The sequence below is a fragment of the Mycobacterium attenuatum genome (assembly GCF_900566085.1).
Classification (GTDB): Bacteria; Actinomycetota; Actinomycetes; order Mycobacteriales; family Mycobacteriaceae; genus Mycobacterium; species Mycobacterium attenuatum.
Window position 1 is genome coordinate 22,462 of record NZ_UPHT01000059.1, and the last position, 16,387, is coordinate 38,848.

At 64.9% G+C, this 16,387-nt stretch carries 19 protein-coding genes; 6 read left to right on the forward strand and 13 right to left on the reverse strand.

Annotated elements, in window-relative coordinates; genetic code table 11:
* Nucleotides 1–11: 11 nt before the first annotated feature.
* Nucleotides 12–692: a transcriptional repressor LexA gene (gene lexA, locus EET13_RS10330; protein WP_122442202.1), complete on the reverse strand. Its 681-nt coding sequence runs from the start codon at nucleotides 690–692 to the stop codon at nucleotides 12–14.
* Between the two features lie 297 nt (nucleotides 693–989).
* On the opposite strand from lexA, the gene EET13_RS10335 reads away from it, so the two are divergent.
* The 3 genes from EET13_RS10335 to EET13_RS10345 all read left to right on the forward strand — a co-directional run bounded on the left by EET13_RS10335 (nucleotide 990) and on the right by EET13_RS10345 (nucleotide 2,633).
* The gene (locus EET13_RS10335) at nucleotides 990–1,493 is read left to right on the forward strand and encodes a LysM peptidoglycan-binding domain-containing protein (RefSeq protein WP_122442232.1); all 504 of its coding nucleotides are present in this window, start codon (nucleotides 990–992) and stop codon (nucleotides 1,491–1,493) included.
* Nucleotides 1,494–1,659: 166 nt separating this feature from the next.
* Nucleotides 1,660–2,124 carry a transcriptional regulator NrdR gene (nrdR, locus tag EET13_RS10340; RefSeq protein WP_122442203.1) on the forward strand — a complete coding sequence of 155 codons (465 nt, stop codon included), beginning with the start codon at nucleotides 1,660–1,662 and terminating at the stop codon, nucleotides 2,122–2,124.
* Between the two features lie 23 nt (nucleotides 2,125–2,147).
* Nucleotides 2,148–2,633 carry a peroxynitrite isomerase gene (locus tag EET13_RS10345; RefSeq protein ID WP_122442204.1) on the forward strand — a complete coding sequence of 162 codons (486 nt, stop codon included), beginning with the start codon at nucleotides 2,148–2,150 and terminating at the stop codon, nucleotides 2,631–2,633.
* Between the two features lie 2 nt (nucleotides 2,634–2,635).
* Here the strand turns inward: EET13_RS10345 and EET13_RS10350 are convergent, their stop codons facing one another.
* The 4 genes from EET13_RS10350 to sthA form a co-directional block, all read right to left on the reverse strand.
* Entirely contained in the window at nucleotides 2,636–3,322 is a 687-nt protein-coding gene (locus EET13_RS10350; RefSeq protein ID WP_122442205.1) for a PhzF family phenazine biosynthesis protein, read from the reverse strand.
* A gap of 45 nt (nucleotides 3,323–3,367) precedes the next feature.
* Nucleotides 3,368–4,393, reverse strand: coding sequence for an alpha/beta fold hydrolase (locus tag EET13_RS10355; protein ID WP_122442206.1), 1,026 nt, complete (start codon nucleotides 4,391–4,393; stop codon nucleotides 3,368–3,370).
* 54 nt (nucleotides 4,394–4,447) lie between these two features.
* Nucleotides 4,448–5,422: a proteasome assembly chaperone family protein gene (locus EET13_RS10360; RefSeq protein ID WP_122442207.1), complete on the reverse strand. Its 975-nt coding sequence runs from the start codon at nucleotides 5,420–5,422 to the stop codon at nucleotides 4,448–4,450.
* A gap of 261 nt (nucleotides 5,423–5,683) precedes the next feature.
* Entirely contained in the window at nucleotides 5,684–7,090 is a 1,407-nt protein-coding gene (gene sthA, locus EET13_RS10365; RefSeq protein WP_122442233.1) for a Si-specific NAD(P)(+) transhydrogenase, read from the reverse strand.
* A gap of 114 nt (nucleotides 7,091–7,204) precedes the next feature.
* Between sthA and EET13_RS10370 the strand changes: the two genes are divergently transcribed.
* Nucleotides 7,205–8,281, forward strand: a complete 1,077-nt coding sequence (locus EET13_RS10370; protein ID WP_122442208.1) for a DUF4192 domain-containing protein — start codon at nucleotides 7,205–7,207, stop codon at nucleotides 8,279–8,281.
* Here EET13_RS10370 and ideR read toward each other — a convergent pair whose 3' ends face one another.
* From ideR to EET13_RS10385, 3 genes are all read right to left on the reverse strand, one after another.
* Nucleotides 8,282–8,974, reverse strand: coding sequence for an iron-dependent transcriptional regulator IdeR (ideR, locus tag EET13_RS10375; protein ID WP_122442209.1), 693 nt, complete (start codon nucleotides 8,972–8,974; stop codon nucleotides 8,282–8,284).
* Nucleotides 8,975–9,166: 192 nt separating this feature from the next.
* Nucleotides 9,167–10,126: a sigma-70 family RNA polymerase sigma factor SigB gene (sigB, locus tag EET13_RS10380; protein ID WP_122442210.1), complete on the reverse strand. Its 960-nt coding sequence runs from the start codon at nucleotides 10,124–10,126 to the stop codon at nucleotides 9,167–9,169.
* 148 nt (nucleotides 10,127–10,274) lie between these two features.
* The gene (locus EET13_RS10385) at nucleotides 10,275–10,709 is read right to left on the reverse strand and encodes a DUF3099 domain-containing protein (RefSeq protein WP_168990744.1); all 435 of its coding nucleotides are present in this window, start codon (nucleotides 10,707–10,709) and stop codon (nucleotides 10,275–10,277) included.
* A 45-nt stretch (nucleotides 10,710–10,754) separates the two neighbouring features.
* Between EET13_RS10385 and EET13_RS10390 the strand changes: the two genes are divergently transcribed.
* Nucleotides 10,755–10,994 (forward strand): DUF3039 domain-containing protein, encoded by a 240-nt coding sequence (locus tag EET13_RS10390; protein WP_211186404.1) that lies wholly within the window; start codon nucleotides 10,755–10,757, stop codon nucleotides 10,992–10,994.
* Nucleotides 10,995–11,516: 522 nt separating this feature from the next.
* Here EET13_RS10390 and EET13_RS10395 read toward each other — a convergent pair.
* Together EET13_RS10395 and EET13_RS10400 are read right to left on the reverse strand one after the other, a co-directional pair.
* Nucleotides 11,517–12,449: a YihY/virulence factor BrkB family protein gene (locus EET13_RS10395; protein ID WP_122442234.1), complete on the reverse strand. Its 933-nt coding sequence runs from the start codon at nucleotides 12,447–12,449 to the stop codon at nucleotides 11,517–11,519.
* A gap of 75 nt (nucleotides 12,450–12,524) precedes the next feature.
* A complete protein-coding gene (locus EET13_RS10400; RefSeq protein WP_023372607.1) occupies nucleotides 12,525–12,710 on the reverse strand; it encodes a DUF7455 domain-containing protein in 186 nt (61 codons plus the stop codon).
* A 126-nt stretch (nucleotides 12,711–12,836) separates the two neighbouring features.
* Between EET13_RS10400 and EET13_RS10405 the strand changes: the two genes are divergently transcribed.
* Nucleotides 12,837–13,205 (forward strand): DUF952 domain-containing protein, encoded by a 369-nt coding sequence (locus EET13_RS10405; protein WP_122442213.1) that lies wholly within the window; start codon nucleotides 12,837–12,839, stop codon nucleotides 13,203–13,205.
* Here the strand turns inward: EET13_RS10405 and EET13_RS10410 are convergent.
* The 3 genes from EET13_RS10410 to ppgK all read right to left on the reverse strand — a co-directional run bounded on the left by EET13_RS10410 (nucleotide 13,190) and on the right by ppgK (nucleotide 16,359).
* A complete protein-coding gene (locus tag EET13_RS10410; RefSeq protein WP_122442214.1) occupies nucleotides 13,190–13,579 on the reverse strand; it encodes a RidA family protein in 390 nt (129 codons plus the stop codon). The two genes, EET13_RS10405 and EET13_RS10410, sit on opposite strands and share 16 nt — an antisense overlap.
* Before the next feature lie 261 nt (nucleotides 13,580–13,840).
* Entirely contained in the window at nucleotides 13,841–15,385 is a 1,545-nt protein-coding gene (locus EET13_RS10415) for an RNA polymerase sigma factor (protein WP_122442235.1), read from the reverse strand.
* A gap of 179 nt (nucleotides 15,386–15,564) precedes the next feature.
* A complete protein-coding gene (gene ppgK, locus EET13_RS10420) occupies nucleotides 15,565–16,359 on the reverse strand; it encodes a polyphosphate--glucose phosphotransferase (RefSeq protein ID WP_122442215.1) in 795 nt (264 codons plus the stop codon).
* Nucleotides 16,360–16,387: the final 28 nt, after the last annotated feature.

Sequence of the window (16,387 nt, forward strand, 5' to 3'; positions counted from 1 at the left end):
GCGGCTCGGTCCTATATTTTGCGGATCACCGTGACAACCTTGCCGAGCACCGTTGCGTCGTTGCCGGGTATCGGATCGAAGGCCGGGTTGTGGGGCATCAGCCACACCTGACCCCCCGCGCGCTTGAAGGTCTTGACCGTGGCCTCGCCATCGATCATTGCGGCAACGATGTCGCCGTTGTCGGCGACGTTCTGCTGCCGCACCACCACCCAGTCGCCATCGCAGATCGCGGCTTCGACCATCGAGTCCCCGACGACCTTGAGCAGGAACAGCGTCCCCTCGCCAACCAGTTCGCGCGGCAGCGGAAACACGTCTTCGACAGCTTCCTCGGCAAGGATCGGGCCGCCGGCCGCGATGCGCCCGAGGACGGGGACAAAGGTCGGCTCGGGTAGCGCGTCCGAGCCGCTGATCTCGGTGACCGGAGCCGGTGTCACGACGTCGTCGACGCCACGGACGTCGACCGCACGCGGGCGGTTCGGGTCACGCCGCAGGTAGCCCTTGCGTTCCAGAACGCGCAGTTGGTGGGCGACAGACGAGGTCGACGTGAGACCAACGGCGTCGCCGATCTCACGAATGCTGGGCGGATATCCGCGGTTGGTGACGGAATTGCGGATGACGTTCAAGATGGTGCGCTGCCGCTCCGTGAGCGTGGGATCCACGGAGCCGACTGAGGGGGCTTTGCTATCGCTCATGGAACCGAATGTAGCCGGCGGGCGCTGAAGAATCAAACATGTGTTCGACCGGTGTGTCGCAGTCGGGCCGGCGGCGTAGCCACTCGGTTGAGGTGCTGAATCACAAACGCGTAACTATCGGCGCGACCGGGTATCCGACGTCATGGCAGTGATGGCGACCGGCGGGGCTTGTCGGTGGCATGGTCCAGCGTTTTGCTCGCGCGACACGCTTCGATCAAATGTTCGGCTAAATCGAACACACAATCGACTAGTGTGTCGAACACACGAGCGACCAAATGTCAGCCGGAGGAAAAAAAGATGACACTCATGCAGGCAATCCCGGCACGTACCCGGAGCGTGCGCAGACTAACCAACGGGCCTGTCCGTGACCCGCTCGGCGCTCCTGCCGGCCGGGACAGGACGGTGCCACCGCGGCGGCCCGGGCCGTCCCGGCCGGCAGGAGCGCCGCTGCGCTATCGGGCGAGCGGGGTGGCGATATCGACGACTGCCCATCGCAAACGTCCCGTCACGGCGGCGACGACGATGGGGCTGGCGGTCCTTGCCGGGTTGATCACCCTATGGCTGGGCCTGATGGCGCACCTCGGCGACATGGTCAACGGCAGTGCGGCGGATTTGTCGGGTCGCGTGCCCGGCCGGCTGGCAGTCGTGCGGGTGGCGGCGGGCGAGTCCCTTCAGGACATTGCGGCCCGGGTGGCGCCCGATGCGCCGCTGCGCCAGGTTGTCGACCGCATTCGCGAACTCAACGACCTGGATGCGTCGATGCCGGCCGCCGGGCAGACATTGATCGCGCCGGTCGGCTGACGGCGTCATGCTAGATGGCAGCGAAAACCACTGCACGCCAATGTTTTCCGGGCATCGTAGAATCGAGCGAGGGTGGATCGCGGCGGCGTTGGCGGTGCGTGGGAGCGCGCAGGTAGTCTCGGAGTGGTCTGAAACACCGGGATGTCACGACGGCGAAGGGGCGGCCATGCATTGTCCGTTCTGCCGCCATCCCGACTCGCGGGTGATCGACTCGCGGGAAACCGATGAGGGCCAGGCGATCCGGCGGCGCCGGGCGTGCCCGGAATGCGGCCGACGATTCACCACGGTGGAGACGGCGGTGCTGGCAGTGGTCAAGCGCAGTGGTGTCTCGGAACCGTTCAGCAGGGAAAAAGTCATCAGAGGCGTGCGCCGGGCGTGTCAGGGCCGCGACGTCGACGATGATGCCCTGAACCTGCTCGCCCAGCAGGTGGAAGACGCTGTGCGTGCGGCGGGGTCGCCGGAGGTACCCAGCCACGACGTCGGGCTGGCCATCCTGGGGCCGCTTCGCGAACTCGACGAGGTTGCATATCTGCGCTTCGCGTCGGTGTACCGGTCTTTTTCGTCGGCCGAGGATTTCGAGCGTGAGATCGAGGCACTGCGAGCGCACCGAAAGATATCGACTTCGAGCTGACGGCGGGCCGCTAGGCTTTCGTCATGCCTGCCGACTTGCACCCTGACCTGGAATCGCTGGCGCCGCTCTTGGGTACCTGGACAGGCCGGGGTTCGGGTGATTACCCCACCATCGAGCCGTTCGAGTATTTCGAGGAGCTGGTGTTCTCTCACGTGGGTAAGCCATTTCTCGTTTACGGGCATAGAACCAGCGCGGCCGACGACGGGAGGCCGTTGCATGCCGAGACGGGTTACCTGCGGGTGCCACAACCGGGGCACATCGAGTTGGTTCTAGCCCACCCGAGTGGCATCGCCGAAATCGAGTTGGGCACCTATTCGGTGAGCGACGAGGTGGTGCGCCTCGAATTGGCCACCGCAACCATCGGATTGACGCCCACCGCAAAAGAGGTCACCGCGATTGCGCGGTCGTTCGTCCTCAACGGCGACGAGCTCTCTCACGCGTTGCGGATGGCCGCTGTCGGGCAACCCTTACAGGATCACGTCGCTGCCTTGTTGCGGCGCCAGCACTGACGTCAAACGAGTTGCATCACACCGTCATTGGCGACTCGACCGGCAACCGTGACCCAGCCCTCGGGACTCCACGTGGTCTGGAGCACCGATCCCTTGCCCTGCATGATGGTCAGGTCGCGGCTGAGGTAGTCAGTGATCCGCATTGCCGCCGAACCGGTCGCTTCGTCCTCTTCGACCCCGAGATTCGAGGCAAACATTCGGGCACGCAGTGCCCCGGCGGATTCGTCGGTCCAAGTCCACAGGTAGTGCGCCGTGTCGTCGGAGAAGTCTCCGGGATCCGCGGCCGCAAGGGCATCGAGGGAGTCGAGACGGTGAATGGCCAATTCGGGCGCCCACTCGGCACGAGCGCTGATGGCAGTGAGGTCCCCTTCATAGCTGACCTGGACGATCCCGGCCGGCAGTTGCAACGTATTGACCGGTGTTCCGCGCTCCCGCAGCCACCATGACACGCCGACGGCGGGATGGCCGGCGAACCGAATGCCGGTGCGCGGCGTGTGGATGGCTGCGTGCGCAGTGTGTGAGCCGGCGGCGGGGAGGTCGACGAAGATGGTTTCGCTGTAACCGAGCTGGGTGGCCCAGTACTGGCGGTCGCGCGGTTCGACCGTGGCGGCATCGACGACACCGAGCGGATTGCCGAAGTTCCCCTCGGAGTCGGTGAACACCCGCAACACCGATACCTCGATGCTCATGGCCCGACTGTACGACGCCACGCGAATCGATGACGGCCGGGTTGATCAGGTGGCGCTGCGTTCATCGGAACCCATGGCGCTGAGCACGGCGATGCGGGTGTCGGCCGGGCCGGACACAGATCCTTCGCCACCGCCAGTGCGCAGCAATTCCCGAAGTGCGGCCTGATCGTATTCGGCAGGTTCGGTGCGGTCGATGAAGCGTTGCACGGTGTCGATGAACCGGGCGGGATCGTCATGGAACGGGAAATGGCCGGAGCCTTCGAAGATTTCGAGGTGCGAACCGGGCATCGCGGCGTGTGCCAGCCGGGCGTGGCGGACGGGGACCACGACGTCGCGGCTGCCCCAAATGATCTGCACCGGGGTGGCCTGGGTCAGGTAACAGCGGTCCAGCATGGTGACGATCTGCCCGCGCCAGTCCACCACGGCGCGCAGGGTGCGCGTGAACGCCGACGAGGCCGTCGGCTCGGGCAGGTCGTCCAAGATCCGCAGCACGTTAGGCAGGTCCCGTCCCAGGGCGGTCGAGCCGATGGCCAGGCCCAGCACCCGCCCGACCGCCTGGACCGTCGGGCGCACCATGGGCAACCGCAGCAACGCCAGCGCTTCGGCGCCCATCGGCAGCGAGGCCAACCGGAACACGACGTTGACGTCTTTGGTAACGCCACCGGCGCCGACCAGGATCAGCCGGTCGACCAGATGCGGAAACTGATAGGCGAACTGCATCGCCACTCCGCCGCCGAGCGAATGACCGATGATGGTCACCCGCTCGATATCGAGCACACTGAGCAGGTCGCGCATGCCGTTGGCGTAGGCGGCGACCGAGTAGTCAGCGCGCGGCTTGTCGGACTTTCCATGACCCAACAGGTCGGGAGCGATGACAGTGAACCGCTGGGCCAACTTGGCGTGGATGCCGGTCCAGGTGGTCGAGTTGTCCCCGATGCCGTGGATCAACAGGATCGCCGGCCCTGATCCGGCGATCCGGAACGCGCGCTTGTACCCATGAATAGTGCGGAACTGCAGCAACGGCGCAGTCACTTCCCGCACCGGGCGAAGATTGCGCTTCCGCTCGGTCATTCGCCAACCTCGTTGTCGGGCCGCCTACGCCGTTGTCGGGCGTTGTCGGAGGCATCAAGCCTGATCGTCGTCGGACTTCTTCTCTGCCTGCTGGGCCAGAAATCGCTCGAACTCCGCGCCCAACTCGTCGCCGCTGGGCAGATCCTCGTCACGAGTGAGTAACGATCTGTTTTCCTGAGCGTCGATGAAGGCATCGTACTGGCGCTCGAGGGCGGCCACCACTTGGGCGACCTCTGCGCTCGCCTGGACTTGTTCGTCGATCTTGGCCCGGATCTCTGCTGCGGCTTCTGCCAGCACCGCCAATGGCAGCTCCAACGATCCGGTCTTGGCCACTTGTTCGAGCAGGGCCTGTGCGGCCGCGGGGTAGTCCGTCTGCGTCAGATAGTGCGGGACGTGCACCGTAAACCCGACGACCTCGTGACCGTGCTGCGCCATTCGGTACTCCAACAGGTTGGATGCGCTTGCCGGCACTTGGATTTCGGAGATCCATGGCTGGAAATCGGCGATGAGTTCGGGATTGTTGGAGTGGGCGGTCATCGTGATCGGGCGGGTGTGCGGCACCGCCATGGGAACAGTGCCCAGGCCGATGGTCTGCCGGACGCCCAGACGCTCGGCCAGCAGCCGTACAGCGGTGATGAACCGCTCCCATTTCAGGTCCGGTTCCATGCCGGCCAGCAGCAGAAACGGGGTACCGACGCTGTCACGCAGTGCGTACAGGCTGAGCTCGGGATTGTCGTAGTTGGTGAAGTGGTCCGTCTTAAAGGTCATCAGCGGCCGACGGGAGCGATAGTCCAGCAATTCGTCGATCGCGAACGACGCGACCAGCTCGGTGTCCAGCGCCGCCTTCAGGTGGGCGGCAGCCAGCCGGATTGCGTGGCCCGCGTCGGAAAAGCCCTCCAACGCGTGCACCAGCACCGGACCGCGGCCATCCGACGTCGACAATTGCGGCGCCGGCAACTCAAGCTCGTACATGCCCTGCTGCCCGGGCTGGTAGTCCTGCGCCTCATCCCGGTCGTCATCGTGCGTCATGGGTGTTGCCTCCTCTCGGGGGTCTAACCGGGTGCCCTGATCAGTGTCTCTCACATCACCGGGCACACCGAACGAACATCTCACTAATGCGCACATCTTCATAACGCGAAACGGCCCACGCCGTATCCGCAGCGAACGGCGACGGGCGAGCCTGAACGCCCGAGTCGACACCCAAAACCGCCGGGCCCGTTGGGCCAAAACGGTCCGACGCTGCCGACCGGCCTAGGCCGACCGATTTCGACGATACGGCCTCATAGCGTGTTAGCGGCGGAACTGATTGAGCGCGCGCACCTTGTTCATCACGTCGAGCGCGGCCACCTTGTAGGCCTCGGAGAACGTCGGGTAGTTGAATACGGCGTCGACCAGGTACTCGACCGTGCCTCCACATCCCATGACCGCCTGTCCGATATGCACCATCTCTGTAGCGCTGGTGCCGAAGATGTGCACGCCGAGCAACGTGAGATCGTCGGTGGACACCAGCAGTTTGAGCATGCCGTAGGAGTCGCCGGCGATTTGACCGCGGGCCAGTTCGCGATAGCGGGCCACGCCCACCTCGTAGGGGATGGATTCCTTGGTCAGCTGCACCTCGGTGGAGCCCACGTAGGAGATCTCGGGGATGGAATAGATGCCGATCGGCTGCAGGTCGGTGATGCCGTCGGTCGGTTCCCCGAATGCGTGGTAGGCCGCCAGCCGGCCCTGTTCCATCGACGTCGCGGCCAGGGCCGGGAAGCCGATAACGTCGCCGACGGCGTAGATGTGATCCACCTTGGTCTTGAACCGTTCGTCCACCCATATCCGCCCGCGGCGTTCGACCTCCAGGCCGGCGTGGTGCAGGTCCAGGTGGTCGGTCTGGCCCTGGCGTCCCGCCGAGTACATCACCGTCTCGGCCGGAATCTGCTTGCCGCTGGCCAGGGTGGTGACGGTGCCCGCCGAACCGACGTCGACCGCGGTGACCTCCTCGCCGAACCGGAACGTCACCGCCAGATCCCGCAAGTGGAATTTCAGCGCCTCGACGACCTCGGGGTCGCAGAAGTCGAGCATGTTCTCCTGCTTCTCTACGACGGTCACCTTCGTTCCGAGCGCGGCGAACATCGAGGCGTATTCGATGCCGATCACGCCGGCGCCCACCACCACCATCGAGGACGGCAGCGACTTGAGGTCCAATATTCCGTCGGAGTCGAGAACCCGTTCCTCGTCGAACTCGACGCCGGACGGCCGCGCCGGCCTGGTGCCGGTGGCGATGACGATGTAATCGCCTGTGACAGTAGTCTTTTCGCGGCGCGACTGGTCTTCGACCATGATGGTGTGCGGATCGATGAACCGGCCGTGCCCGACCAGCAGGTCGACCCGGTTGCGCATCAACTGGTTGCGCACCACGTCGACTTCCTTGCCGATCACATGCTGGGTCCGGGCCAGCAAATCGGCCGGGGTGATCCGGTCCTTGACTCGGTAGCTCGCCCCGTAGAGTTCGCGCTGATTCATGCCGGTGAGGTAGAGCACCGCCTCGCGCAGCGTCTTCGACGGGATGGTGCCGGTGTTGACGCAGACGCCGCCCAGCATTCGGCCCCGCTCGACGATCGCGACGGATTTGCCCAACTTGGCCGAGGCGATGGCGGCCTTCTGGCCGCCAGGCCCAGAGCCGAGAACCACCATGTCGTACTCGCGCATCGACCCCATGAGATAGACAGTAGAACGCACAGTGGCGACTTCGTCCACAGGATCGCGGCCCAGCCGGCGGACGTGCGCACCGGCTGACGGTGCCCCTCGTCAGCGTTGACGCTTATGACGAAGCATCGAGCTGACTTTGAACTGAATCGCCCCGGGACCCTGATTGCCGCCTTACCGGCAATCCTGGGCTTCGTACCGGAAAAATCGCTGGTTCTGGTCTCGGTGGACGAGGGTGAACTGGGATCGGTGATGCGCGTCGACCTATCGGAGGAGCTTGCCGACCGCGTGGAGCAGCTCGCGGAAGTGGCCGCAGCGGCGGCCCCTGAGGCCGTGATCGCGGTGATCGTCGACGCGGACGGAGCGCGGTGCCCGGGGTGCGGCGAAGAGTACCGGCGGGTATGTGACGCGTTGGCCAAGGCACTGGCGCGGCGTGACATCCTGCTGTCGGCAGCCCACGTGGTCGACCGCATCGCAACCGGCGGACGCTGGCAATGTGTCGACGGGTGCGGTTCGGGTGGAATGATCGACGACCCGGCGGCGTCGCCGCTGGCGGTTGCGGCCGTGCTCGACGGCCGGCAGTTGTATCCGCGGCGAGCTGATCTCGAGGCCGTCGTCGCGATCGACGACCGGGCACGCGGCAACACACTGGCGGCCGCGGTGCAGCGAGAAGCGGCCGAGCGTGAGGTCGCGCAGCGCGCCGACCCGGTGGGCTGCAGCCGCCGTGACGTAGAGGAGGCGATGGCTGCCGCCATGCGGGTGGCCGGCGGGCAACAGCTGTCCGATGCGGAACTGGTCCGGTTGGGTTGCGCGCTGACCGACGTGCGGGTGCGCGACACGCTGTATGCCCTCGCAGTGGGCGAGAATGCCGGTCCAGCCGAGTCGTTGTGGGCGATACTGGCCCGCGCGCTGCCGGAGCCGTGGCGGGTGGAGGCGTTGGTATTGCTGGCGTTCAGTGCCTATGCCCGCGGCGACGGTCCACTTGCCGGGGTGTCACTGGAGGCCGCGCTGCGCTGCTCGCCTGGACATCGGATGGCCGGAATGCTGGATACGGCGCTACAGTCCGGGCTTCGGCCTGAGCACATCCGCGAACTCGCGACGACCGGCTACCGGCTGGCTCAACAACTCGGCGTGCGGCTACCGCCGCGGCGGGCATACGGCCCGTTCGGCCAATCCGGCCGATGCGCGGGGTAATCAGACCTTCTCGACCTTGACGGCGTGCGCCATCGCGTGCGGCAGAGTGACGTTCTCGTGCCCCGGGATGACGATGGTCACCCCGCCGCCCGGACTGGTTTCGACCGTTACCCGGGCGTTCGGCACGACGCCGGCGTCCTTGAGCCGCGTGATCAAGTCGATATCGCCCTGAACATGCTCGGTGAGCTGGCGCACGACCACCGCCACCGGTGAACCGGCCGGCAGTTCGGTCAACCGCACCAAGTTGGCATCGTCGGCGCCGGACTCGGGGCCCACGCCAAGGTCCAGTAACCCCGGAATCGGATTGCCGAACGGCGACGTAGTCGGGTTGTTCAGCACCTTGACCAGCCGGCGCTCGACATCCTCGCTCATCACGTGCTCCCACCGGCATGCTTCGGCGTGCACCTCTTCCCACGGCAATCCGATGACGTCGACGAGAAGCCGCTCGGCGAGGCGGTGCTTGCGCATCACCGCGATCGCCAGGGCCCGGCCCTTGTCGGTGAGTTCGAGGTGGCGGTCTCCGGCCACCCGGAGCAACCCGTCACGCTCCATCCGGGAAACGGTCTGGCTGACAGTCGGCCCGCTCTGCTCCAGGCGCTCGGCAATCCGGGCGCGCAGCGGCGTGACGCCCTCTTCCTCGAGGTCGTAGATGGTCCGCAAATACATCTCGGTGGTATCGACCAAGTCGTTCATTCAGCATCCTCCGTTGCCGCCGAGTCTACTTGGCCAGCCGCGGATGTGGTTGGCTCAAAACGCCCCACGCAGCAGTATGCCCGCCGCTCATCGCGGCGGGCACACTGTCTTGTACCTAGCTTTTTCGGCGCTTTGTTGACGCTTTTCGGCGCTGTCTCAGCGCTGTTTCGGGACGGGCGCCGGGCCGGCTTCTCAACTGGCGTACGACCGTAACCGATCGGCGCGCTCGCCATGGCGCAGCTTGCACATCACATCCCGCTCGATCTGGCGCACCCGCTCACGGGACAGTCCGAACAGCTTGCCGATCTGGTCCAGCGTGCGTGGCTGACCGTCGTCCAGCCCGAACCGCAGCCGGATCACCTGGTGCTCACGCTCGTCGAGGGTGGCAAGCACACTACGAATATCGGTGTGCAGCAGTTCGGCGATGACCGCGTTCTCTGCGGACATGGCTTCAGCGTCCTCGATGAAATCACCCAGTGGGGCCTCTTCTTCGGAGCCGACCGGCATATCGAGGCTCACCGGGTCGCGGCTGTGTTCGAGCAGATCGTTGATCTTGTCGACCGGAATTCCGGATTCGGCCGCCAGCTCCTCGTCAGTGGCTTCCCGTCCCAGGTTCTGGTGCATCTCGCGCTTGATCCGCGCCAGCTTGTTGACCTGCTCAACCAGGTGCACGGGTAGACGGATGGTACGGCTCTGGTCGGCCATGCCGCGGGTGATGGCCTGACGGATCCACCAGGTGGCATACGTCGAGAACTTGAATCCCTTTGTGTAGTCGAACTTCTCCATCGCGCGGATCAAGCCAAGGTTGCCCTCCTGGATTAGGTCGAGCAACGGCATTCCGCGGCCGGTGTAACGCTTGGCCAGCGACACCACCAGCCGGAGGTTGGCCTCGAGAAGGTGACGGCGCGCCGCCTCGCCGTCTCGGGCCACGGCCGCCAGTTCGCGTTTACGATTCTCGCCCAACCGCTTTCGGGTTTCGAGCAGATACTCGGCGTACAGTCCGGCTTCAATGCGCTTGGCCAGCTCGACTTCATCGGCGGCATTGAGCAACGCCGTTTTACCGATGCCGTTCAGATATACGCGCACCAAGTCCGCGGCGGGGCTTTGAGCGTCCAAATCGCTGTCAGCCCGGCTTGTGGTGGCATGTGCCATAGCGCCCTCCCGATCGGCTTGTCCTGTCACGGGGTTAACGACAGGCTCGACCACAGAGTTCCCGCCGCGGCGTCATCTCACACACCGTGACGTGCAGAAATGTGCCGACGACCTGAGAATGTCCTGAGAAGTGTGCAGCGGCGCCGGACTAAGCGGGATTGGACCAGTTGTCGAGATCGGGGGAGTCCGGTTGGACCTTAGGGTCTCGTCGCGGTTCTAGCGCCGGACGATTGGCCGTCGGAAACAGCGGGGTCCGCCGCCGGGCGTCGTCGAATCGTCGGGGCTCATCGGCGCTACGGGGCGGTCTGTCGTTGGCGATGAGCACGGCCATCCACGGCAACGGAATCGAGACAGCCACGATCAGCAGTGAGACAAGACCGTTGTGCCAGGCTCCATACGCGATCGCCGCCAAGATGAGTGCCGGAACCCGGAACGCCATCAAGGTCAGGTACTTACGCACCCGGGCTCGGTGCTGCTCTTCGTAGGATGGTGCGGCGGCGGTGATCAGTACCGGGCGACCCCGATCGTCGAAGTCGTCGAAACTCAGCTCGAAGCCGCGCTTCATTTCTCTACTCTCCCATATCCAGTGGATTCCGGCAGGAGTGCGTCAGGGGGCACAATGTCTGGTATGCAGACGCAGACGATCGAACGCACCGACACCGAGGACCGCGTCGACGACGGTACCGGCAGCGACACCCCGAAGTACTTCCACTACGTCAAGAAGGACAAGATCGCGGAAAGCGCAGTGCTGGGCAGCCATGTGGTGGCGTTATGCGGCGAGGTGTTTCCCGTGACCCGGGCGGCCAAGCCGGGGTCGCCGGTGTGTCCGGACTGCAAGCAGATCTACGAGAAGCTCAAGAGGGACTGAATGTGGCGCGCCGGTACCGTGCCTGCACCGCCCCAACGACGGCAACGGCCCGGCACGCACCGCCTGTCATCCGTGATTTATTCATTTTCAGGTGCAACCCTCGTCTCGAGCTACTTCCGCTACCACAGGAGCATGCGTCCACAGTAGCGATCCTTGGTCGCGCGCACGTCGACAACCGTCGTGCGCTTCCGGGCCGCCTTCGGGATCGGGCGAGCCTGGTCGATGGGCAGTGGAATATGAATACTTGCGGTGTGCAAGGCTTTTCGTGCAGGTACCGGCTGAGCTTCAACGTCCGGTGGTCAAGGCGTCTCTGCCGGCTGTAGAACATGAAGTTCATCCTCCGACGTCCGCCAATCCGACGTTTTCCCAATCGCGCCTGGCGCGGTGTCGTTGAATTCATCACGCTGGGTGTGGGCCGCAATCCAAGGAAGCCGTTTCGTGGGATGAACTCACCGGGCTGACAACACCGGCGACCAAGAGCTGGGACCAACGTCCGCGGCCACGCTATCCCGGCTGGTGCGCCTAGTCGGCCGTTCCCGTGATGGCCGCGGTGCGGGCTCTCAGCCAATTGCGCAGCCGATGAGCGTGCGTCGCCGGCGCGGGCCATTCCTCTTGGATGGCGGCGTTGAGTTCGGCGCCGATCATGATCGCAAAGCCGCCGAAGAACGCGAACAACAAGAACGCAATGGGCGTGGACAAAGCGCCGTAGGTGTAACCAGTACTGGTGATCCATCTCAGGTAAAACCGTAGACCCAGCGTCGCGACCAGAAATACCGCCGTGGCCAGCACCGCACCCATGACCAGTCGATGTGTCGGCAACGGTACCGGCAGCGCGACGCGGTAAAGGACGATAACCCCGAACGTCAGGCCCGCGATCAGCGCCGGGTAGTAGCCGTAGTGCAGGACGTTGGCCAAACTGGCCGGAATGTGTTCGCTCACCTTCCGCGGGCCCACCACCGCCACCGGCGCGGTCGCTACCACGAACACCAGCATGACCATGTAAAGGAATAGCGCAAAAAATCGCTGCCGCACCGGATGGCGCAGCGGAGTCTGGTCATGCGCCTCCACCACGGCGTCGACGTAGGACGAGATTGCCGACGACCCCGCCCATAATGAGATCAAGAATCCCACCGAGACCACCTCGCCGCGGGCATTGGCGGTGATGTCGCGGATGGTCGGCTCGATGATCTCGTTGACGACGCTGGGGGAGAAAAAACTGTGGGCGGTGGAAATAATGGTTTTCTCGATCGCGGGCAAGGTGTCCTGACCGAACAGCGGAGCCACGTAGGCCAAGCTGCCCAGCATTCCCAGAAGCAGGGGCGGAAGGGACAGGGCCGACCAGAAACCTGCCTGTGCTGACTCGGAGAAGATCGAGTCGTCCCAACTCTTGGAAAGTGTTCGAAGGCTGATTCGCCAGATGTGGTGGCGGGACGGTTTGGGCTTTTGGTCGCTCATCCGGTCCAGCATTACCGAAGGCCGGTCACACGTGGCACATTGGGCCCCGACTTTAGGGCAACGAGTTCGGCGGACCTAGTTTCCACTGACCTCCAGCACGGCCGACAGCTCGATCAGTTTTGCTTCGTGCTCGTTGGCGTGGTGCTGGCAGAAGAGAAGTTCGGCGCCAGAAGGCAGCTTTGCGCGTACCCGCGCTGCCGCGCCACAGCGGTCGCAGCGGTCGGCTCTAGTCAGCTCAGGACTGGTCAACGTTGCGTTCATGACTTCTCCATATCTAGGTAAGTTCACTGTCTCAGACGTTCCCCGTTTTCGCCTTGTTCCCCGGGTGGTATCAGGTGTGTCCTTTCTCACGGATTTCGGCGGATAGGTTCAGGCATGCTAGCTGGCATGTCGTCCGCCCCACCGGTGTTGGTGCACATGTGTGCAGCCCGCGAATGGTCGTCCGCTCGCCAGCGCGGCGGCTTCCGTCCTGAAGCGGCCCCTGGGTTCATCCATCTGTCGACGCCCGAGCAGATACATCTGCCAGCTAATCGGCTCTTTAGCGGCCGTCGTGACATGGTCCTGCTGTACGTCGACGCAGCGGCCCTCGACTCGCCCGTGCGTTGGGAGCCGGGAACGGTGGACGATCCCGACCGGATGTTGTTCCCGCACTTGTACGGCGAGCTTCCGGCACGAGCGGTGATCAAGGTCGTCGCCTACCTCCCGGCGCCGGACGGCAGCTTCCGGCCGATTTCGCGACCTCAGTCATCCAGGTAGGCGTCGGCATCCAGGTAGGCGTCGGCTTCGATCTCCACCAGCAGGCCGGGTGTGATCAGCGCCGAAACCTCCACCATGGTCGCGGCGGGTCGGATTCCGCCGAAAACCTCGGCGTGGATATTGCCGACCTCCCGCCAGCAGGAAATATCGGTCACGTATATCCGGGTGCGGACCACGTCGGCGAGGCTTGCGCCCGCCTGCCCGAGCGCCGCCTCGATGCGGCGCAGGGCGTCTCGGGTCTGCGCGGCGACGCCGTTGCCGCTGCCGCTTGTCCCGGCCACCGCCACATGCGGGCCAACGCGTACCGCACGCGAATAGCCAACAGCCGATTCGAAGTCGGATCCGGAGGAGACACACCTGCGGCTTGCTGACATGCCGTGACACTACGACGGCGGCAGCGGGCGCGCAGCCATTAGGTGCTGCAGTTGGTGACGCAGGAGGATTTCTGATGCATGAGAACGCCAACCCGCCGCCCATGCCTCATGACGCCTGAAAGCCGACCGACGAGCTAACGAGAGTTGCGGGAAAAACTGCAACATCAGGGCGACGATCCGGGCGCGCCGGGTCTGCATCCGACTCGGGATTGACATGCCGACGAGACGTAGCCGGAGCAGCGCGCCCGACAGCGGCACAACTCAGTCCAGGTAGTCGCGCAGGACTTGCGAGCGGCTGGGGTGGCGCAGTTTCGACATGGTCTTGGACTCGATCTGCCGGATGCGTTCGCGGGTGACACCGTAGACCTGCCCGATCTCGTCGAGAGTACGGGGCTGGCCGTCGGTGAGACCGAAACGCAGCCGGACCACGCCGGCCTCGCGCTCGGAGAGCGTGTCGAGGACCGACTGCAGCTGGTCCTGCAGCAGCGTGAACGACACGGCGTCCACCGCAACCACCGCTTCGCTGTCTTCGATGAAGTCGCCGAGCTGGCTGTCGCCCTCGTCGCCGATCGTCTGGTCCAGTGAGATCGGCTCCCGGGCGTATTGCTGGATCTCCAGCACCTTCTCCGGGGTGATGTCCATCTCTTTGGCCAGCTCCTCGGGCGTGGGCTCGCGGCCCAGGTCCTGGAGCAGCTCACGCTGGATTCGGCCGAGCTTGTTGATCACCTCGACCATGTGCACCGGGATGCGGATGGTGCGAGCTTGGTCGGCCATGGCGCGGGTGATGGCCTGGCGGATCCACCAGGTCGCATAGGTGGAGAACTTGTAACCCTTGGTGTAGTCGAACTTCTCGACTGCCCGGATCAGGCCGAGGTTGCCCTCCTGGATCAAGTCCAGGAACGCCATCCCGCGGCCGGTGTAGCGCTTGGCCAGAGAGACCACCAGCCGCAGGTTGGCCTCCAGCAGATGGTTCTTGGCGCGATCGCCGTCGCGGCAAATCCACATCATGTCGCGACGCTGCGCGGCCGGCAGCTTCTCACCGCGCTCAGCCATCTCCGCCATCAACTGGGTGGCGTAGAGGCCGGCCTCGATCCGCTTGGCCAGCTCGACCTCTTCCTCGGCGTTGAGCAGCGCCACCTTGCCGATTTGCTTGAGGTAGGCGCGAACCGAGTCCGCGGAGGCCGTGAGTTCGGCGTCCTTGCGCGCCTGGCGCAACGCTTCCGACTCGTCCTCGTCCCACACGAAATCGCCGGAGGCCTTGTCCTTTTCGGTGGGCTCGGCGATCTCCTCCTCGTCGTCGGCGGCATTCCCGGGCGCAGCAACAGCCGGAGATTCAACCTCGTCGGTGTCCTCGACGACGTCGGCGACCACGTCGTCTTCCAGGTCCTCTAGGCCCAGACCTGCCTCCAGGTCGAGGTCCTCGCCCGGGTCGACGTCCAGGTCAGGATCATCGTCGAGGTCTTCGGTGGCATCGAGCCCGATAGCCGGGTCCGTGGCTGCGCCTTCGAGCTCCCCGCCGAACGTGTCGGATTCGCGGGCCGGCGCCTTAGCGGCTTTGGCCGCGGTACGGCTTTTCTTCGAGCCAGTGGTCTCGGCGGTCTCGGCGTCTATGGAGGCGTCTGCGGCTTTCGTGGACCGGCCTGCTGCCCCCGATGCCTTGGTGGCCCGTTTCGCGGGGGCAGACCCATTGGCTGTCTTTGCCGCCGATCGCTTGGCGCCGGCTTTTGCCGGTGACCCCCCGGGAGACTTCGTGGCGGTGCGCTTCACCGGCTCTCCGGTCGCCTGGCTGGCCCTGGTCGCTGCCACATACACCCCTTCGGTGGTACTCACTTCCGGTATGAGTCTGGGCGTGCTGAACCGAAAGTGTCTGTTATGTCGAATGTCGGCGTTGATATCGGCGTGGATACGTGCGCTCTATCGGTCGGGCGGTCGCCGACGACCATTGTAACTTCACTGCGCCCTGGTGCTGGCCCAGCCGGCAAAATTCAGTGGGTCACATCGGTGGTAGACGCCATTGCCGCACCGACTATCCCGGCAGCATTCTGCAGAGTTGCCGGTACCACCGGCGTGCGGTTTCCCAGCAGATGCACCCACTTGTCGGCTTTGCGGCTGATGCCGCCGCCGGCGATGAACAGATCGGGCCACATGGCGTTCTCGATGGCGACGAGGACCCTGGTCACCTCCTTGGCCCACCTTTGGTAGCTCCAGCCTTTGCGTTCCTTGACTGATGACGCGGCCCGTTGTTCGGCCTCCTTGCCGCCGACCTCAAGGTGCCCGAACTCGGTGTTGGGTATCAGCTTGCCGTTGTGGATGACCGCCGAACCGATGCCGGTCCCGAAGGTGAGCAGGATGACCAGGCCCGAATTGCCCTTGCCCGCTCCATAGCGTTCTTCGGCAAGCCCGGCGGCATCGGCGTCGTTGAGGACCGTTACGTCTTGACCTGCCAGCTCGGCGCTGATGACCTCGCGCGCGTTGGTCCCGATCCACGACTTGTCCACATTGGCCGCCGTCTGGGCGATGCCGTGCGTTACTACGCCGGGGTAGGTCACCCCGAGTGGACCGGTCCAGCCGAACCCGTGGACGACCTCGGCGATGGTCTTGGCGACGGCGGGCGGGGTAGCCGGCTGCGGGGTAAGCAGCTTGATCCGGTCGCCGATCAGCTGACCGGTGTCCAGGTCGACGATTCCGCCCTTGATGCCGCTGCCGCCGACATCGATACCGAATCCGCGACGCTGCTGGGTGGCACCGGCTGTATCGGCTAGAGGGTCGGCGCTGGTCATGGGATCTCCTCGGCGAGGTATGTGTGTC

Excerpts from the sequence above, each read along its gene's own strand:
- ppgK (WP_122442215.1), bottom strand. The coding sequence starts at position 16,359 with ATGACCAGCGCCGACCCTCTAGCCGATACAGCCGGTGCCACCCAGCAG.
- nrdR (WP_122442203.1), top strand. The coding sequence starts at position 1,660 with ATGCATTGTCCGTTCTGCCGCCATCCCGACTCGCGGGTGATCGACTCG.
- EET13_RS10345 (WP_122442204.1), top strand. The coding sequence starts at position 2,148 with ATGCCTGCCGACTTGCACCCTGACCTGGAATCGCTGGCGCCGCTCTTG.
- EET13_RS10395 (WP_122442234.1), bottom strand. The coding sequence starts at position 12,449 with ATGAGCGACCAAAAGCCCAAACCGTCCCGCCACCACATCTGGCGAATC.
- lexA (WP_122442202.1), bottom strand. The coding sequence starts at position 692 with ATGAGCGATAGCAAAGCCCCCTCAGTCGGCTCCGTGGATCCCACGCTC.
- ideR (WP_122442209.1), bottom strand. The coding sequence starts at position 8,974 with ATGAACGACTTGGTCGATACCACCGAGATGTATTTGCGGACCATCTAC.
- EET13_RS10335 (WP_122442232.1), top strand. The coding sequence starts at position 990 with ATGACACTCATGCAGGCAATCCCGGCACGTACCCGGAGCGTGCGCAGA.
- EET13_RS10400 (WP_023372607.1), bottom strand. The coding sequence starts at position 12,710 with ATGAACGCAACGTTGACCAGTCCTGAGCTGACTAGAGCCGACCGCTGC.
- sthA (WP_122442233.1), bottom strand. The coding sequence starts at position 7,090 with ATGCGCGAGTACGACATGGTGGTTCTCGGCTCTGGGCCTGGCGGCCAG.
- EET13_RS10410 (WP_122442214.1), bottom strand. The coding sequence starts at position 13,579 with ATGTCAGCAAGCCGCAGGTGTGTCTCCTCCGGATCCGACTTCGAATCG.
- EET13_RS10370 (WP_122442208.1), top strand. The coding sequence starts at position 7,205 with ATGACGAAGCATCGAGCTGACTTTGAACTGAATCGCCCCGGGACCCTG.
- EET13_RS10405 (WP_122442213.1), top strand. The coding sequence starts at position 12,837 with ATGTCGTCCGCCCCACCGGTGTTGGTGCACATGTGTGCAGCCCGCGAA.
- EET13_RS10360 (WP_122442207.1), bottom strand. The coding sequence starts at position 5,422 with ATGACGCACGATGACGACCGGGATGAGGCGCAGGACTACCAGCCCGGG.
- EET13_RS10390 (WP_211186404.1), top strand. The coding sequence starts at position 10,755 with ATGCAGACGCAGACGATCGAACGCACCGACACCGAGGACCGCGTCGAC.
- EET13_RS10355 (WP_122442206.1), bottom strand. The coding sequence starts at position 4,393 with ATGACCGAGCGGAAGCGCAATCTTCGCCCGGTGCGGGAAGTGACTGCG.
- EET13_RS10350 (WP_122442205.1), bottom strand. The coding sequence starts at position 3,322 with ATGAGCATCGAGGTATCGGTGTTGCGGGTGTTCACCGACTCCGAGGGG.
- sigB (WP_122442210.1), bottom strand. The coding sequence starts at position 10,126 with ATGGCACATGCCACCACAAGCCGGGCTGACAGCGATTTGGACGCTCAA.